This is a genomic window from Spiroplasma sp. DGKH1 (assembly GCF_040940205.1).
GTDB lineage: Bacteria > Bacillota_I > Bacilli_A > Mycoplasmatales > Mycoplasmataceae > Spiroplasma.
This window is the reverse complement of the sequence record NZ_JASTWG010000001.1, coordinates 258339-276420: the sequence shown is the minus strand read 5'-3', so window position 1 is coordinate 276420 and position 18082 is coordinate 258339. Positions and strand designations below refer to the sequence as shown.

Below are 18082 nucleotides of genomic sequence, written 5' to 3'. Positions count from 1 at the left end.
TTTTATTTTTTAACAAAAAAAATTTTAAAAAAAGATAATTGTTTACTAATAATTTTAATGTTTTAATAAAATTATTACTTTAAATATAGAAAGGATTTTCTAATGAAAAAATTATTTACATTATTAGCGGCCATTACTTTATCAGGAGTTAGCACAAGTTCATTAGTTGCTTGTAACCATCCAAGAAAAAGTGATATTAATGAGACATACGCTCAAGCAATTTATATTTCATTCTTTTTTGTCCCTAGTTCAGAAGGGCAAACAAAATTAGCTACTAAATTAGGACAAATTCCAGTTGATATGACACAACAAATTGCCCACCAAGCTGATTTAATTCAATTAAAAGATTTTAATATTGATCAGGTTGCCCAAATTGTCAATGCTAATCTTGCTCATTTAGCTGAGGTTTTAAAAATTATGAATGATAAAACCTTCTATGACTTTAGTGGTGTTACTTTGGCGACAACCGGTGCCAATTATTTTATTCATCAGAACAATGAAGTAAAATGAGAAGCTAATCTTACCTTAACTCATTCAATTGCTAGTTCAAGTTATGCTACTGAAATCCACTCAAAAGGTTCTTTTCCAGCGAATCTTAATAAATAGGAAATGGTTAATAATAAATATCGATTGCAAAAACCATTTTTAACTAAATCATTGCTAATTTTGGTTAGTTAATATGGTTTTTTATATTGTGAAATAATTCGCTGCTTCAACAGTCTGATGCAAGAAAGTTCATCTTGTAAACTGTTTATTTTAATAATCTTTAATTTTATTAATACAAAATTTTACATTTAGATAAATTTTTTTATGATAAAATACTTGTGCATATTAATATAAAAAATTAAAACTTGCTAATTAATTAAAAGATTAGGAGGAGTTAATTTGAATGGTGTTATTAAAATGCTAAGAATACATCGGGGTTGAACTCAACAGGAATTAGCCCAAAAAACTGGGGTTCAGCAATCAACAATTTGCCGAATTGAAGCAGATTGTTCTTCAACTAGTTGAAATAAAATTTTACGAATTTTAGTTGCTTTAAAAGTAGATATTAATAAGTTTTACCAAAAAATTCAACGTTATAATGTAGCTAAAATTCATGACTTTTTAACATATCTAATTAATAATTCAACAGTGCGGTTAAAAATTATTAAAGATCCGAAACTAGTTGCCGAAAAACTTATTCAGATGTTGCTTAACTAATAATTAGTTAAGCAACATCTTTTCACTTGCATTGCCAATATTTTTCATTCTGGGTGGAAAATGTTATAATTATAAAGATCAAAGATAAGAGAGAGGGGTTAAAACGGGAATGATGGTGTGAGATTATTATTTTATTTTTGATAGTAACGGGATTGACCAAACTTTGCGCTGTATTTGTAAATCAGAAAAAGATGCTGTTGAGGCATTACAAGACTGTTATTTAGATAATAAATATAATGAGGATGTTATTAAACAAATTTCTTTTTGTTTAGTTTTTAGTTATGATAGTACCACTGAAGCCTATGAGTTTAATAAAAGAGAGACCCAGAGTTTTATTGATAATTTACCATTATGTAAACAATGCAACCGGATTCGGAATAAATTAAACAACGAAGGAATTTGTTCAGAATGTGAAAATGAATTAATTGGATTAGAAACATTTAAATGTGATTTATGTAAAAAACGAAGAATTACCCGCGATGATTTTGATCGGGAATTATTTGGCAAACTAATTCTGGAAAATAAAACTTATACAATTTGTTTTAAATGTGCGGAAGAAAATTATAAGCCATTTAAAAAAGAAAGGGCGGTTAAATAATGAATACGCAAAAAAATTTATACATTGTTTATTATGTAGAAGACCCAACCCAACCACGAGGTGCTAAAATTGTCAAAGTATTTACAAGTCCAGAAGAAGCCCAAAAATATTTATTAACCAAAGTAACTGTGAATGGGAAAAAGGTTAATAAAGATGATAAATGAATTATTCAAGTCTATTCTTATGTTGGCTCAAATGATCGCTATGAATTTTCCAAGTGAGAAACTGGCCAGTTTAAGGGGACAATTGGAATTTGTACGCACTGTCATGAGTATTTCTTAAGAGAAAATAATCAAAATATGTGTGCTGATTGTTTCAACTTTGTAAACCAAGGCTTAAAAGAATGCGATGTTTGCCACCAGTTTTTTAACCCAATTGGAACAAAATTTACTTCAAATGGTGATGTCTTTCCATCTCTTGCTTGTATAAATTGTTCAGAGCTTTTATTAAAAAATTTAAAAGTGAAATAATTGTTTTAAAAAAGAGGGACTATTTTGCAAAATATTGTAATTAAACAACAAGATATTGTGATGGCAAATCACTTAGATAAATTTAACCGTTGATCACGACATCCCTTTATTATTCTGGGGACTTATCAAAATTATGCATTAGGCTTACAGTTTACATCGGTCAAAAAATTACGGGGAAAAGCCATTGGTTATTTTGACCATATGACTCTTAATAACATGTATGATAATGAATGTTATCATAGTGAAACAAAAAGTTTTGATGAACTTTGAAATGAATTTTTTAAAAAAGAGGAAAAGTTTGAAACAATCGATCTTGATGATGATGATGGTTTTGAGTATTGATCACGAGCAAGTTTAAATGATCTATACTTGTTTAATTTAAACGATATTTTAATTTATGATTTTGATATCAAAAGTTGTGTAATTGATAGTAAGTTTGAAGAAATTATGAGGAAGTTAAAAAAATATCAATGGGAGAATGATGTTATTAATACGATTGTTAATGATAGTAATCGCCATTTAAAATAAAAGAACGGAGGCTGATAAAATGTTAAAATGAAACGATAAAATCCTTTTTTATATCCGCTTAGGGGGATTAATTTTAATAACTTTCTTTTTAGTAACGGACTTAATTTTAGCAATTACCCACCCCCAACCACAATTTAAAGATTTAAATTATTCCGAACGGGTGTCAAATTATTATTCTTTTTTTACAACCCAAACTAACTATATTGTTGCGATTTACTTTTTTGCTTATTTATTTGAAAGTAAATTTAAACATAAAAAACCAAGCTATTTAATTAAATTAGCAGTTACAACGTATATTACGGTGACAATGCTTGTATTTTGGTTTGGAATTATTACAAAAGCCCAGGCTTCTAACCAGTATGATGCATACCATTGAGTGTCAACTGTTATTTTACATTTAATAATCCCAAGTAGTATGATTACTAGTTATGTTTTAACTTCGGGAGATATTATTTAATCATCTTAAAACGCATCATAAGTTATATTTATGGTTAATATTATTATATCCGTTCTTATATTTCTTAATTATTTCAGTCCGGGGAAGTTTACGTTATTATAGTGGTCGCCCAGCGGGCACTTGGTATCCATATTTCTTTCTAAATGTGCATCAACATTTAGGATGACTAATTATGATATTTTCGATCTTATTAATTATTGGTTTGTTTGTGGGATTACAGTATTTATATATTTATATTAATAATTTATTATATATTAAATATAAAGGCCAAACTTTAAATAAAACAGTAAATGAAAAAATCTTTGGAATTAAAGAAAATTCTGGTTCTAATCCTTCCGCGATTATTAGTTTTGAACCAGAAATTGCAGAGGAAGATGATAGTGGCTTCTTTTCACCACCATCAAATCCGGAAAATGAGTATTAATTTTCTAAAATATTTAAAATATTTAGTATTTATTTTTATGTCAACTATTTTTTCGTAAAAATAAGATAAAATTAATAAAAATTGGTAAAAATTGCCAATTTTTTTTATTTTTTATAACTATTTAGTATTATTTTTGGTTTTTTTATTTTTTCAAGGTATATAATGAGATTACGATATGATTTACAATACTATGAATAAAATCTATTGCTGATTTTTTTATGCAAGTTTATTCTGTTAGTTATATCGAACGAATAAAAAATACTAAAACTTTGTAATGATAAATAAGGAGGAGACATACAGAATATGAAAGTTATAGTAGTAGGAACCAACCATGCAGGAACAACTGCGGTTAGAACATTAAGAAGATTGGACCCATCAGCAGAAATTGTTACTTATGATAAAAACAATAACGTATCATTTTTAGGATGTGGGATTGCTTTATGAGTTAAGGGTGAAGTAGAAGATCCCCAAGGATTATTTTATGCATCACCAGAAATCTTAGAAAGTGAAGGAATTAAAGTTAATATGGAACATGAAGTTCTTAATATTGACAATAAAAAGAAAATAATCCATGTTAAAGATTTAAAAACAGGTAAAGAATTTGATGACAATTATGACCGTTTAATTTTGGCAATTGGATCATGACCAATCATTCCCCCAATTGAAGGAATTACAATGGAAGGAGTTCACATTGTTAAATGATACCAACACGGAGCATTAGTTAAAAAAGCTAATGAAGATCCAAATATCAAAAATGTGGTAGTTTGTGGAGCTGGATACATTGGTGTTGAATTAGTTGATGCTTTCCACGCGAAAGGTAAAAATGTTACTTTAGTTGACATTTCTGATCGTATTATGCCAAGATATTATGATAAACCATTTACTGACCGTGTTGAAAACGCAATGAAAGCAGCCGGTGTGCATTTAGCAACTGGTGAAAAGGTTATGAAATTTGAAGGCGAAAATAATAAAGTAACGAAAGTTGTAACCGATAAAGGAAGTCACGATGCTGATATGGTTATTTGAGCAGTTGGGTTTAAACCAGCAACTGAAATGTTAGCCGGAGTTGTTGACTTAGATAATAACAAGGCAATTATGGTTAATGAATTTATGCAAACTTCGGATGAAAATATTTTTGCCGTTGGGGACTGTATTGAAGTTTATGACAATGCTAAACAACGCCCTTGTTATATTGCACTAGCAACAAACGCGGTACGTACAGGAATTATTGCGGCAGTTAATGCTTTAAAACCAGCCGGATTAGCTTCACCAGGATTCCAAGGGTCAAATGCAATTAATGTTTTTGACTGATGTTTAGCATCAACCGGAGTTACTGAAACAGTTGCCAAAGAATTAGGAATGGATTATGAACAAATTACTTTTGAGGATAATGACCGTCCAGAATTTATGCATTCATATAAAAAAGTCTTAATTAAAATTTTATGAGATAAAAAAACAAGAAAAATTATTGGAGCACAAGTAGGTTCTGAAAATAACCATACGGAAGTTATGTATATGTTTTCATTAGCAATTATGAAAGGGGTTACAATTGATGAGTTACCATTAATTGATATCTTCTTCTTACCACACTTCAATAAACCATATAACTTTATTACACTACCTGCCCTAGAAGTCTTGGGATTAAATTACTTTAAAAAATAGGTAATGATATACTTTAATAATCCCTCAACTGATGTCTATTTCAATCTTGCTTTAGATGAATACCTCTTGAAACATGATTTTGGCGATGAGATTTTCTATCTTTGACAAAATAACAATACTGTTGTTGTTGGTAAAAACCAAAATACATTAGAAGAGATTAATCTCAAAGCAGTTGAAGAAGATCAAGTTAATATTATTCGAAGATCTTCGGGTGGGGGTGCTGTTTATCAAGATAAAGGAAACTTATGCTTTTCCTTTATTGTTGATAAGAATAGCCCACTAGCAAAAAATTATCAAACAATTTTACAACCTATTATTGAAGTATTACAAAAGTTAGGATTATCAGCAAAATTTGCGGGTAAAAATGATATTGAAATTGATGGCAAAAAAATATCGGGTAATGCCCAATTAACCTATCAAAATCGTTTGTTGCACCATGGCACAATTTTATTTGATGTTGATTTAGCAAAATTACCAAAATATTTAAATGTTGATCAAAGTAAAATTATTTCCAAAGGAATTAAATCAATTCCTGCTCGCGTTACTAATATTCGTCCATTATTAAAAACAGATATTACAATTGAACAATTTCGTGATTTTATTATTCAACAATTAGTTTCCGACAAGGGAGCACAAGTATTAGATTTACCAGCGCAGGTAATTGCTGAAGTAAATAAATTAGCTGATGAAAAATACCGGACATGGGATTGAAATTATGGAAGTTCACCAGAGTTTACTTATCAACATAAAATTCGTTATGAAGGTAAAGGAACCGTTGATATACGGTTAAATGTTGAACAAGGTAAAATTACAAAAATTAAAATTTTTGGTGATTTTTTAGGTTCCCAAGGAGCTGAACAATTAGAAGCTGCGTTAATAAATTGTAAATATACCCGTGTAGATATTAAAAATGTTTTAGAACAATTTGATATTCAAGCAATTTTTGGACAAAACTTTACAACCGATGAAATTATTGATGTTGTAATTAATTAAATTACTTAAGTTAAAAGGAGGCAAAAGAAAAAATGTATTTTGATAAGTTTGATTCATTGAAAAATGAAATGGTTCAAATTATGGATAAAACTGGGAAAATCATTAATCCTGATTTAATGCCCAAAATCAAGGATAAAGACGTTGTTGAAGCTTACAAACTAATGTGTTTATCAAGAAAACAAGATGAATTTCAAAATAAAATTCAACGCCAAGGAAAAATGTTATCATTTTTAAGTTCAACTGGCCAAGAAGCTTCAGAAGTTGCTTATGCAATGCAATTAATTAAAGGTAAAGACTGATTTTCGCCAGCTTATCGGAATAATGCTGCTTGATTAGCAGCAGGAATTCCAATGCGTAACATTATGTTATATTGGTGTGGAAATGAATTAGGAGCAAAAACTCCTGAGGGAATTAATGTGTTACCGGTTAACATTCCAATTGCAACCCAATATTCACATGCAACTGGTCTCGCCTTTGCGGAAAAATATAAGGGAACTGACGCAGTTGTAATTACCACAACTGGTGATGGTGGTTCTTCGGAAGGTGAATTCTACGAAGCTATGAACTTTGGAAAACTTCATGAAGTGCCAGCTATTTATATTGTGGAAAATAACCAATATGCAATTTCAACACCACGTAAAAAAGCAACCAAAGCAATTAACTTTGCGGTAAAAGCAATTGGGGTTGGAATTAGAAATGTTATTGTCGATGGTAATGACTTCTTTGCCGTATACGGAGCTGTGCAAGAAGCAATTGCCCTAGCACGAAAAGGGGAAGGGCCATCATTTATTGAATGTAATACTTACCGTTTAGGTGCCCATTCTTCGGCGGATGATCCAAAAGTTTATCGTGATGAAGAACAATACCAAGATGCTTTAACCAAAGATCCATTAATCAGAATGAAAGCATATTTAATTGGTAAAAAATTATGATCAGAACAAGATCAAGAAAAACTAGACAAAGAACAAGAGGAGTTTATTAAAAATGAATTTGCTTGAGTTGAACAAAACAATGTTGTTGAACTAGAAGACATTTTTAAATATACTTACGCAGAAATGCCAGAATTCTTACAAGAACAATATGAAGAGGCAAAAGCATACTTTGCTGCGCACCCAAGTAAAGGAGGACACCACTAATGGCTACTTTTAATAATATTCAAGCGTTAACCCATGCTTTAGACTTAGCAATGGAAAAACACCAAAATGTTGTTATTTATGGTGAAGATGCTGGGTTTGAAGGTGGAGTCTTTCGTGCCACAATGGGCTTACAAGCAAAATATGGTGAAAAACGTTGTTTTGATGCCCCAATCGCGGAAGCAACTTTAGCAGGAAGTGCTGTTGGAATGGCGATTAACGGATTATTACCAGTTGTTGAGATGCAATTTGAAGGATTTTCTTATCCCGCCATCCAACAATTATTTACGCATATTGCTCGTATGCGCAACCGTAGTCGTGGTCGTTTCACTTGTCCGTTAGTTATTAGAATGCCAATGGGTGGGGGAATTCGTGCGTTAGAACACCATTCTGAAGCAATGGAAGCAATGTTTGCTCATAACCCGGGGTTAAAAGTGATTATTCCTTCAACTCCTTTTGATACAAAAGGATTATTGTTAGCAGCCATTGAATCACCAGATCCCGTAATTTTCTTAGAACCAACAAAAATTTATCGGGCATTTAAACAAGAAATTCCAGATGAATATTATACGTTACCAATTGGGGAAGGTTATAAAATTCAAGAGGGAACTGATTTGACAATTGTTACTTATGGAACCCAAACAGTTGATTGTCAAAAAGCGATTGAAGAATTAAAAGCTGCCGGTGATCAGACAAGCATTGAGTTAATTGATTTACGAACAATTCAACCATGAGATCGCCAAATGGTTATTGAATCAGTTAAAAAAACAGGACGCTTATTAGTTGTTCACGAAGCTGTCCGTTCATTTAGTGTGGCCGCTGAAATTATTGCGACAGTTAATGAAAAATGTTTTGAATACTTAGAAGCGCCATGTGCTAGATTAACTGGTTATGATATTGTGATTCCGTTTGACCGTGGTGAACATTATCATCAACCATCAGTGGAAAAAATTGTTACAAAAGTTAAAGAAATTATGGCTTATGAAATTTAAAGGAGGAATTTTCGGATGTTAAAATTTAAATTTGCCGATATTGGTGAAGGACTAACCGAAGGAGTAGTTGGTGAAATCAATGTTAAAGTTGGTGACAAAATTAAAGATGGTCAAACAATGTTTTCGGTGGAAACCGATAAAGTAAATGCTGAAATTCCTTCCCCAGTTGATGGAACCATTACAAAAATTAACATGAAAGTTGGCGATACAATTTTTGTAGGGGATGTTGTGATTGAAATTGATGATGGAAGCGGTGATAGTGCTAGTCCATCGTCAGCCCCACCAGCCGAAGCAAAACCAGCGGAAGAAGAAAAAGCAGCTGGGGTAGTGGGAGCAGTTCCAATTTCAAATACTGTGATTGCTGCTCGTTCGTTACCAGCAACTAATAATAGTCAAACTGTTAATAGTAAAGTATTAGCAACTCCTGTTGCTCGCCGAATGGCGAGTGACTTAAAAGTTGATTTAACTAAAATTCAGGGAACCGGACCAAACGGTCGAATTAAAAAAAGTGATATTCAAAATGCGAGTCACCACAGTGGGGGACCGGTTGCAACGGGTCCAACAATGGTGGCACCAAATATTACAATGCCAAATATTAAAACAACTGGCCAAGTTAACCGGGTACCAATGAGTCCAATTAGAAAAGCAATTGCTAAACAAATGACATTATCAAAAACAGTGATTCCAGAAACAACATTAATTAAAAATGTTGATGTTACGAAATTAATTGAATTACGTAGTCAGTTAAAACCACAAGCTGAAAAACAAGGTATCAAGTTAACCTTTATGCCATTCTTCATTAAAGCTTGTGCAATTGCCTTGCAAGAATTTGCAATGCTAAATTCTTCTTATGATCAACAAACAGAAGAAGTAGTTTATAAACAATATTATAATATTGGGATGGCTGTTGATACCCCACGGGGATTAATGGTACCAGTTATCAAAGGGGCTGACCAGTTACATATTTTACAAATTGCCCATGCTGTTAATGATTTAGCTGAGCGTACCCGTGATGGTAAGCTTAAAATGGATGAAATGAGTGATGGAACTTTTACCATTACTAACTTTGGATCCGCTGGTGTTGAAATTGCAACCCCTGTTATTAACTACCCCGAAGCCGCAATTTTAGGAGTTGGAACAATTGAAAAAAAACCAACTGTTGATAAAGAAAACAATATTGTCATAAAATCAATTTTACCATTATCATTATCAATTGATCACCGTTTAATTGATGGTGCTGATGGGGGCCGATTCTTAATGCGTTTAAATGAATTATTAGAATCCCCAGCTTTATTGTTATTATAGTAAGGAGCTTAAAAAATGGATAATAAATTTGATGTAATTATTGTTGGTGCAGGTCCCGGGGGTTATGTGTGTGCGATTAAAGCAGCCCAAGAAGGATTAAAAACTTTAATTGTGGAAAAAGAATACTACGGGGGAGTTTGTTTGAATGTCGGATGTATTCCGACCAAAGCGCTTTTAAAAGGTGCCAAGGTTTATGATATGATTCAACATGCGGATATGTATGGAATTGATATTAAAAACTTAACTGATGTGGCCCCCAACTGAGTTAAAATGCAAGAACGAAAAGCCAAAGTTGTTGACCAGTTAACAAAAGGGGTTGAATACTTATTGAAAAAAAATAAGGTTACCTTAGTTAAAGGGGAAGCAAAGGCGTTGGATAAAAATACAATTGAAGTGAATGGGAATAAATATACTTGTGATAATTTAATTATTGCAACGGGAAGTGTTTCTAGAAATTTACCACTCCCTGGTTTCGACAAGGCAACTGCTGATGGTTTTGTGATTAGTTCAACCGAAGCATTATCTTTACCCCAAATTCCGAAAAAATTAGCCGTGATTGGGGGTGGAGTTATTGGTGTTGAATTTGCTTGTCTATATCGTCGGTTAGGAACCGAAGTAACTATTTTACAAGGTCTAGATACAATTCTCGAAATGTTAGATAAAGATGTTCGCGAAGAAATGACTAAACTCTTAATTAAAAACAAAGTTAAAATTGAAACTAGTGTTAAAATTAAAGAAATTAAAGGAAAAACAATCATTTATGATAACAAGGATGGCCAAGAAGTTAAGTTAGCAACTGATTATTGTTTAGTATCAGTTGGCCGAGCTCCGGTGTTAACTGGATTTGAAAACATTGGTTTAAACATTGGTGAACGTAAAAATATTGAAGTAAATGACCAATGTCAAACTAATCTCCCTGGTGTTTATGCAATTGGCGATGTAGTTGGAAAAGCAATGCTAGCCCATGTTGCTTCAGCACAAGGAATTGTAGCCATCAATAATATTAAGGGTTACCAAGATAAAATTGAATACAATAAAATTCCATCATGTATTTATTCACACCCTGAAGTTGCAATGGTGGGTTTAACTGAAGAACAAGCAATTAAACAAAATATTCAGTATAAAGCTTTTAAATTTCCGTTAAAAGCAAACGGAAAAGCGCTTGCGGATGGTGAAACAGATGGTTTTGTTAAAATTCTTTGTGAACCTAAATATGGTGAAATTTTAGGAGCTCATATCATTTGTGCAACCGCAACAGATATGATTTCTGAAATTACCTTATGTATGGAAATTGAAGGAACAATTTATGATTTAGCAAAAGCCGTTCATCCCCACCCAACGTTATCCGAAATTATCATGGAAGTTGCGCATGGTCTTGAGGGTCACCCCATCGGGATTTAATAGAGAATTTTTAAAAATTCTCTTTTTTAAATCTTTTAATTTCGTTATAATACCTATAAAGGTGGGCATTATATGAACATAACTAATAAGACCAAAGACTATATTAAACAAGACCTTAATCATTTAGTGGCAACAACTTTTCCCAATCAAAAAGTAAAACCACGGTTTGCCAAAAGTTTTTACTATGTTCTGGGATGGTTATTATTAGCAATTTGAATTATCGGAGTGATAGTTAGTGCAATTATTTTAAGTGCTCTCAACAACATTCATAGTTGAACAACACCAATTATTATTTATTTTATAACCGGATTTTTGTTTATCGGGGCAAGTATTTTCTTATTTAGTTTTTATCGCAGAAATAAAAATTATTTAATGAATATTATGAATAATCTTAATTGGTTAAAATACTACGAATTTGCTTTTAAACATGATTATAATCCAGAAGTTACTTTTAATAATATGAAACCTGGCTTTGATTTAAAACCAATCCCATCGGCTCCCCAATTGCAACGAAATAAAACAGTCTTTCACACTATGGCTGAAAGTGTCGCCTTTGCTAACCCACGGGTTTTTAACCGTAATGATGATTTAGTTTTTAATTTAGAGTTTAAAAACCAGTTACTATCCTTGGGAACATTAACCCAAGAACGTGATGCCTTAGCGCTAGATGTTGCTGTCGCTGTAGCAACCCGGATGCTGACTGATTTTAATAAACAAGATTGTTTTATGTATTTAACTTACCAACTAGCAAAAGAAACCGGGGTTAGTGGTCGGGTTATTCCTAACCAAGGAAAATTAGAACAATATTTATCGCGGCATAAAAATGATCAATTAGAATCTAGTGAATTTGAAAAAATCTTTGATGTTTATAGTAATGATCCCGTGTTAGTGCGGAAACTATTAACTCCAAAAGTAATGGTTAACTTAATTGATTTAGCCAATAAGTATCACCGGTTAGTGCCAATGATTATTGAAAATAACGAAGTAACCTTGTTATTATCGGAAAATGCTATTAATAATAAACTAGGTTTAACTAAGCTTAATTATGGCGATGATTTAGATAAGATTGCTAAAAATATTAGTGATAAGATTGCCACTGATCTTTTTACTTTAAATTATGGGTTAGAATGACTAGCAGCTTATGGGCTGGTTGATTAAGAGAAAGGAAGAATAAAAATGGCAATTGAAATTAATGTTTTAAAAATTGATTATTTACAAATTTTATTTTCTGATTTAAATGAACAATATTTAACCCAACCAATTGTAGAAGATTTAATGTTATATGATGGTGATCTGCAAGTAGAAAATTTTCGGATGAACTATCAAAATTCTTATGCTGAAAATGACTGGGCTTCTTTTAAACTAAAAATTACTGAACAAGAACTCTTAAATAAATTTGTTATGATAGCCCAACATTTAAACTTTCATAAAACACCAAAGATTAAAGTAATTTGTAAATTAAAACCCCACCAAAAAGCAATTATTTCTTGCATCGCCAGTGTTAGTTGTACTAACCCTGATCATCCCTCGGTGGATAACCTGGCGATTAATATTTTAAAAGGATAAAAAAAGACAAACAATTGTTTGTCTTTTTAAATCCCCCGTTTAATAAATTCTCCGTTAATAATTCGAAGTTCATTTTCGATAGTTTTTAATTTTAAATTTTCTGCCACACTCCGATTTTTTTAGTTTGTAATGTTTGGAACTCCTTATTTTTATCATTTAAGGCTTTAATTAAATCACTTGTTGATAATTTTTCAATTTTACTAACATCAATTGCCATATTCTCACATCCTTTAATAATTTTATTATACTAAGATATTGTGAAATAATGTTATAAAATTGAATAATTGTGGTCGGTAATATTTTGGAGCTCTTTAAAATTTAGGATTTTGAAGATTTTATTGTTAATTATGTATTATAAAATTTTTAATTAAAAATAAACCACGAAGTTACAAAAAAAATAGGTAATTTGCTAGTATTATGTTAATATTTTATACGGAGTTATAAAAAATACTATTATTTAAAATTTTAAAGGGGAATTTAAATGTCACATCAAAAAATTATTAATATTGCTGTTATTGCCCATGTTGATGCTGGAAAGTCAACCCTCGTGGATGCTTTTTTAGCCCAATCAGGGGTTTTTCGAAGTAATGAAGAAGTTAGTGCCCAAGTTATGGATAGTAATGATTTAGAGCGTGAACGCGGAATTACTATTTATTCAAAAACATGTTCAGTTGTCTATAAAGATATTAAGATTAACATTGTTGATACGCCGGGCCACGCTGATTTTTCTTCAGAAGTTGAACGAATTATGAAGACTGTTGACACTGTTATTTTATTGGTTGATAGTTCGGAAGGACCGATGCCCCAAACACGGTTTGTTTTATCAAAATCATTAGAATTAGGGTTACGCCCAATATTGTTAGTTAATAAAATTGATAAAAAGGATCAACGAGCCAAAGAGGTTGTTGATGAAGTTTTAGAATTATTTATGGATTTAAATGCTAATGATGACCAGTTGAACTTTCCTACTTTGCACGGGATTGCCAAAGAAGGAATTGTTAAATATGAACTCGAAGATGAGGGGAAAGATTTAACCCCGTTATTTGAATGTATCATTAATCATGTTGGAGAATATCCGCAAGAATTAAGCCAAAATCCAACCCGCTTGCAAATTAGTTCTTTAGACTATGATTCATTTATTGGACGGTTAGGAATTGGGCGCTTATTTGAGGGAACTATTAAAGTTGGGCAGGAAGTGGCCATTGTTGATAATGCTGGTAATCCCCGCAAGGGAAAAATTACCGAGTTATTTACATACCAGGGTCTAAAAAGAGTGGCTGTTAAAGAAGCATTTGCTGGAGATATTGTCGTGGTAGCGGGGATTACTAATATCTTAATTGGTGATACAGTTTGTGATAAGGATAATATTCGCCCAATGCCACCAATCATTATTGAAGAACCAACAATGTCAATGAATTTTCTTGTTAATAAATCCCCATTTGCTGGGAAAGTTGGAAAATATGTTACAACTAGAAATATTAAAGATCGTTTAGACAAGGAATTAGAAATTAATGTTGGTCTACGAGTAGAGCCAATGAGTGATTCTAGCGCGGATGGCTTTAAAGTTTATGGTCGTGGTGAATTACACTTAGCAATTTTAATTGAAAATATGCGTCGTGAAGGTTATGAATTAGCAGTTTCCAAACCACAAGTTGTTTTCAAAACAACACCAGAGGGAAATATTTTAGAACCAATGGAAAAAGTTATTATTAGTGTTCCCACAGATTATAGTGGTAGTGTAATTAATAAGTTAAATGTCCGTAAGGGAATTATGATTGATATGGATTCCGATGGCATTCGGGACAAAGTAACTTTTTCAATTCCGACCCGCGGGTTAATTGGTTTTCGCCGAGAATTCACCAATATTACCCATGGGGAAGGGATTATGATTCGCAGCGCCGAAGGCTATGAGCCTTATAAGGGCGAAATTGCTAAGCGACCAAATGGAGTATTAGTAAGTATGACTGGGGGAGTTACCCTTGCTTATGCGTTACGACCTTTAGAAGAACGGGGAATCCTTTTTGTCGGACCCCAAACAAAAGTTTATGAAGGAATGATAGTTGGGTTACATTCCCGAAGCAATGATTTATATGTTAATCCTTGTAAAGCAAAACAATTAACAAATACCAGAGCAGCTGGTAGTGATGAAGCAGTGCGGTTAACTCCCCCCACAGTTTATACCTTAGAAGAATCATTAGAATTTATTGAGTTAGATGAACTGGTCGAAGTAACACCAACTGATATTCGCTTACGAAAATTATATTTAACAGAAGCTGAACGCAAATTAAATAGCAAAAAAATTATTAAATAGTCTTTGCGAATGAAGATAAATATATTATAATAATAAAGTAAATTAAATAAGTTAACAGAGTACAAATAGTACCTAACTAATTCTTATCCAGTTATGTTAGTGCTATTTGTTTTTTTATTAATATTTAATTTATACATTTAATTTACCACTTACCATTTTTAATTAAATAATAAAAAGGAGCAACCAAATATGGAACTGAAAAAACAAGAAAACTATGATTATCAAAATATTTTAAAAGAAATGAATGAAATTGAAGCCCTCGAAGAAATTAGTACTACTAATAAAAATGCCTTATTTTATTTATCTAAAAACTTTATTGGTTTTCGAACAAAACAAGGAAACTTACAACATAATAAAGCACTAACTGTAAAAATTGATAATTTTTTATCTGATACTTTTGATAACCTTAAAATTAAAAATGAAAATATGATGGGTGAACTAGTGCGTTTAAATAAACGATATTTCCAAATTACCCTTAATCCAAAACAAGAAATGGATAGAATTTTAAGTAAAGCAATTAAACTAGTTGAAAATAAATACCATGATCATTTACACATTTTATTTTCATTATTAGTAGAATATTACATTTCATTAGATTTAGCCGCTAAAATTAAAGATATTTTAAAAATTATTGGAATGACTTCGCGGGTAATTTAACTTTGATGTTATCATAATCTATAAGTTTGAATTGACAAGCTTTTAACCCATGTTAAAAGCTTTTTTATTTAATATTTAACTTTCTTTGAAAAATAGATAAAACATTAAATTGTAATTTTGCAAAATTTTGCTATAATGAAAGCAGATTATCTAGGAAATAGTCTGAAGGGTTTTTATTTAATATTAAAAAATATGATTATTAATCATATTTTTGGTATTATTAATCTTAAATAAGGGGTTATTTAGGATTAGAAAGGTGTTTGAATTAATGGCAAAAAAACCAGGAAGTTGAAAGGCACTTAATAAAATTACAAAAACAGTTAGTGTTGCGAGTCGTAAAAAGTCAGTGATTGCTGCTTTTTGTGCGACATTATATATCGGTGCTCTAATTCCCGGAGCTTATTTTGGTGTCCAATTTTTACAAAATATCTTGAGTTATAATGGGATTAAAACCAATGGGAAACTACCGGATATTAATGAGGGTGATTATTTCCAAGTTGATTTTACGAATACGCCACTACGGGATAATTTTAAAGGGCAAAAGACTTTTGAAGAATATAATGTGCCAGCAAACCCAACCACGGGGGTTGTTGAGCGTATTAATGTGCGGGCAACTTCTTTACGATTAGAATATGCTTATAATTATATTTTTAACCAAGCACCAAAAACATATATTTCTCGCAATTTCCTTTATAAAAATATTTATAAAGACCCGAATAAAATTGCCATTTTTAAAATTTATACAGATGCTTATGCCCAACATGAGTTGTCTTTAAAAGATGTCCAACGAAATAATTTAAATTTAGTTAATAATATTTTATATTTAAAAATTAAGTATAATGGGGAAATTCAAAAAAACTTGATTATTATGCCAACCATTTTTATTGGAACAGAAGGGTTTTTATCTAATTTTATCCAGTTTAAAATGGCAGAAAGTATGAAAAAAGATGAAGATAAACCAATTGTTTGAACAAACCAAAAAAACATTTTAGGAAAACAAGCAAATGGATTAGTGGTCAAGGGTGAAACTAATGGTTTAAAATTAGATGATGAAGTATATGACCAATATCAAAAATATTTTGATAATTTATATTTAGAAAATAAAGGGGATAATAAGGAATTTGTTGGTGATTACAACCCTTATAGTAATTTTGTTATTTCTAGTGTTTCTGAACAAGACCGTCTGGATCCTTCTTTACCACTACCAGTTATTGATGATTATCAATACTTATTTGATATGAATGCGATTATTAATGATTCCAACCATCATTTTAAAACTACTAATTTAGCAGTTAGCAATTCATCATCAACTCTGGGGAAAGATATTAAAATTAATACTAAATATGTTCCGCAGTTATTTGTGTTTTTAAAAAATGTTTTAGCAACCACAAAAAATCCGAATTTAGTTTTACCAAAAGATATTGTTCCGGATGATTGAAAACCACTTTATGATTTATTAACCCCAAAAACATTGGATATTAATAAACCCGAAGAGTTTTACTTTATGTTCTTACCAGAAGGAGAGACAATTCAAAATATTTTAGAAAATAATATTAATAGTCAAATTCGGGAATTATTAAATGGGGAAATTCAGTTTGCTGATTTAGTTGATAAGATGAAAACTGATATATTAACGAACCCAGCCGATCCCAAATATCAGTGGTTATTTAAATGAAATATCCTTCCTTTTCAAACATATGCCAATAGTGAAACTAGTGACTATTTAAATGTTAAAAAACGAACTATTCAAGAAGCAAAGGATTTAGAAATTAATTTACCATTTATTAACAGCTCGGAATTTATTACAATTGATCATCCTCAACTACATCATATTCTTAATTTAAAAGGAACAGTAAGTTCACCGGGAATGTTAGATTTTACTAATTTAGCCCAACGAAATTACTTATTTAGTAACTATTGAAACACAACAGGGGTTTATGGTACCGCTGCAAATCAAAATAATGTTATTAAAATTGATCCGCGTTTAGTTAGTGATCCGCGCCAATTGCAGAGCTTAATTTTAAAGGAATTTACTGAAAATACTTGAAAATTTGCTGAAGATATTAATAACTATACAGCTGGTGTCTATAATGTTTTAAATGGATATACGAAAGTTCAATACGAGAGTTCATTAAGCAATGACTATAATATTGAATATAATGTTTTAAATCAGTATCATATTAAAAATGATTTTAGCGCTTGGACTACTAATTTAGTAAGTGGAGATAGCGCAAAATATTATCAAAATACCGCCTTAGATTTAATTTTAAAATTGAAAAACCCTAGTGGGGTTGAAAAACAATTCCAACAGATTGTTTTCCGTTTTAACTTAGATTATATAGTATAATTTTATTAATTACGGTATAATATATATACTAAAAA

General features: G+C 31.1%; 19 protein-coding genes. 18 read left to right on the top strand and 1 reads right to left on the bottom strand.

All coding sequences use genetic code 4. The features are described 5' to 3' along the window. The first annotated feature begins 102 nt into the window (after positions 1-102). The 15 genes from QPK10_RS01205 (at position 103) to QPK10_RS01135 (ending at position 12732) form a co-directional block, all read left to right on the top strand. Positions 103-606, top strand: a complete 504-nt coding sequence (locus QPK10_RS01205; RefSeq protein ID WP_368486227.1) for a hypothetical protein — start codon at positions 103-105, stop codon at positions 604-606. A gap of 297 nt (positions 607-903) precedes the next feature. Then, positions 904-1203 carry a helix-turn-helix domain-containing protein gene (locus QPK10_RS01200; RefSeq protein ID WP_368486226.1) on the top strand — a complete coding sequence of 100 codons (300 nt, stop codon included), beginning with the start codon at positions 904-906 and terminating at the stop codon, positions 1201-1203. A gap of 109 nt (positions 1204-1312) precedes the next feature. Next, positions 1313-1801: a hypothetical protein gene (locus QPK10_RS01195; protein WP_368486225.1), complete on the top strand. Its 489-nt coding sequence runs from the start codon at positions 1313-1315 to the stop codon at positions 1799-1801. Further along, a complete protein-coding gene (locus QPK10_RS01190) occupies positions 1801-2271 on the top strand; it encodes a hypothetical protein (protein WP_368486224.1) in 471 nt (156 codons plus the stop codon). Before QPK10_RS01195 ends, QPK10_RS01190 begins: the two co-directional genes overlap by 1 nt. 24 nt (positions 2272-2295) lie before the next feature. After that, positions 2296-2799, top strand: a complete 504-nt coding sequence (locus QPK10_RS01185; RefSeq protein WP_368486223.1) for a hypothetical protein — start codon at positions 2296-2298, stop codon at positions 2797-2799. Positions 2800-2818: 19 nt separating this feature from the next. Continuing rightward, entirely contained in the window at positions 2819-3256 is a 438-nt protein-coding gene (locus QPK10_RS01180; RefSeq protein ID WP_368486222.1) for a hypothetical protein, read from the top strand. A 172-nt stretch (positions 3257-3428) separates the two neighbouring features. Further along, entirely contained in the window at positions 3429-3680 is a 252-nt protein-coding gene (locus QPK10_RS01175) for a hypothetical protein (RefSeq protein ID WP_368486221.1), read from the top strand. A gap of 303 nt (positions 3681-3983) precedes the next feature. After that, positions 3984-5342 carry an FAD-dependent oxidoreductase gene (locus QPK10_RS01170; protein ID WP_368486220.1) on the top strand — a complete coding sequence of 453 codons (1359 nt, stop codon included), beginning with the start codon at positions 3984-3986 and terminating at the stop codon, positions 5340-5342. Between the two features lie 3 nt (positions 5343-5345). Continuing rightward, positions 5346-6335, top strand: coding sequence for a lipoate--protein ligase (locus QPK10_RS01165; RefSeq protein ID WP_368486219.1), 990 nt, complete (start codon positions 5346-5348; stop codon positions 6333-6335). A gap of 32 nt (positions 6336-6367) precedes the next feature. After that, on the top strand, positions 6368-7471 hold the full coding sequence (pdhA, locus tag QPK10_RS01160) for a pyruvate dehydrogenase (acetyl-transferring) E1 component subunit alpha (RefSeq protein WP_047791181.1): 1104 nt from the start codon (positions 6368-6370) through the stop codon (positions 7469-7471). Next, a complete protein-coding gene (locus QPK10_RS01155; protein ID WP_368486218.1) occupies positions 7471-8460 on the top strand; it encodes an alpha-ketoacid dehydrogenase subunit beta in 990 nt (329 codons plus the stop codon). Before pdhA ends, QPK10_RS01155 begins: the two co-directional genes overlap by 1 nt. 15 nt (positions 8461-8475) lie before the next feature. Beyond that, positions 8476-9765 carry a dihydrolipoamide acetyltransferase family protein gene (locus tag QPK10_RS01150; protein WP_368486217.1) on the top strand — a complete coding sequence of 430 codons (1290 nt, stop codon included), beginning with the start codon at positions 8476-8478 and terminating at the stop codon, positions 9763-9765. A gap of 15 nt (positions 9766-9780) precedes the next feature. After that, positions 9781-11166, top strand: a complete 1386-nt coding sequence (gene lpdA / locus QPK10_RS01145) for a dihydrolipoyl dehydrogenase (protein ID WP_368486216.1) — start codon at positions 9781-9783, stop codon at positions 11164-11166. Between the two features lie 72 nt (positions 11167-11238). Next, a complete protein-coding gene (locus QPK10_RS01140; protein ID WP_368486215.1) occupies positions 11239-12324 on the top strand; it encodes a DUF3137 domain-containing protein in 1086 nt (361 codons plus the stop codon). An 18-nt stretch (positions 12325-12342) separates the two neighbouring features. Then, positions 12343-12732 carry a hypothetical protein gene (locus QPK10_RS01135; protein WP_368486214.1) on the top strand — a complete coding sequence of 130 codons (390 nt, stop codon included), beginning with the start codon at positions 12343-12345 and terminating at the stop codon, positions 12730-12732. 91 nt (positions 12733-12823) lie between these two features. On the opposite strand, the gene QPK10_RS01130 is transcribed toward QPK10_RS01135, so the two are convergent. Continuing rightward, entirely contained in the window at positions 12824-12949 is a 126-nt protein-coding gene (locus QPK10_RS01130; RefSeq protein ID WP_368486213.1) for a hypothetical protein, read from the bottom strand. A gap of 264 nt (positions 12950-13213) precedes the next feature. Between QPK10_RS01130 and typA the strand changes: the two genes are divergently transcribed. The 3 genes from typA to QPK10_RS01115 all read left to right on the top strand — a co-directional run bounded on the left by typA (position 13214) and on the right by QPK10_RS01115 (position 18047). Continuing rightward, positions 13214-15043 (top strand): translational GTPase TypA, encoded by a 1830-nt coding sequence (gene typA, locus QPK10_RS01125; RefSeq protein WP_368486212.1) that lies wholly within the window; start codon positions 13214-13216, stop codon positions 15041-15043. 189 nt (positions 15044-15232) lie between these two features. Beyond that, positions 15233-15700, top strand: coding sequence for a hypothetical protein (locus QPK10_RS01120; RefSeq protein WP_368486211.1), 468 nt, complete (start codon positions 15233-15235; stop codon positions 15698-15700). Positions 15701-15968: 268 nt separating this feature from the next. Then, positions 15969-18047, top strand: coding sequence for a hypothetical protein (locus QPK10_RS01115; protein WP_368486210.1), 2079 nt, complete (start codon positions 15969-15971; stop codon positions 18045-18047). The last annotated feature ends 35 nt before the right edge of the window (positions 18048-18082 follow it).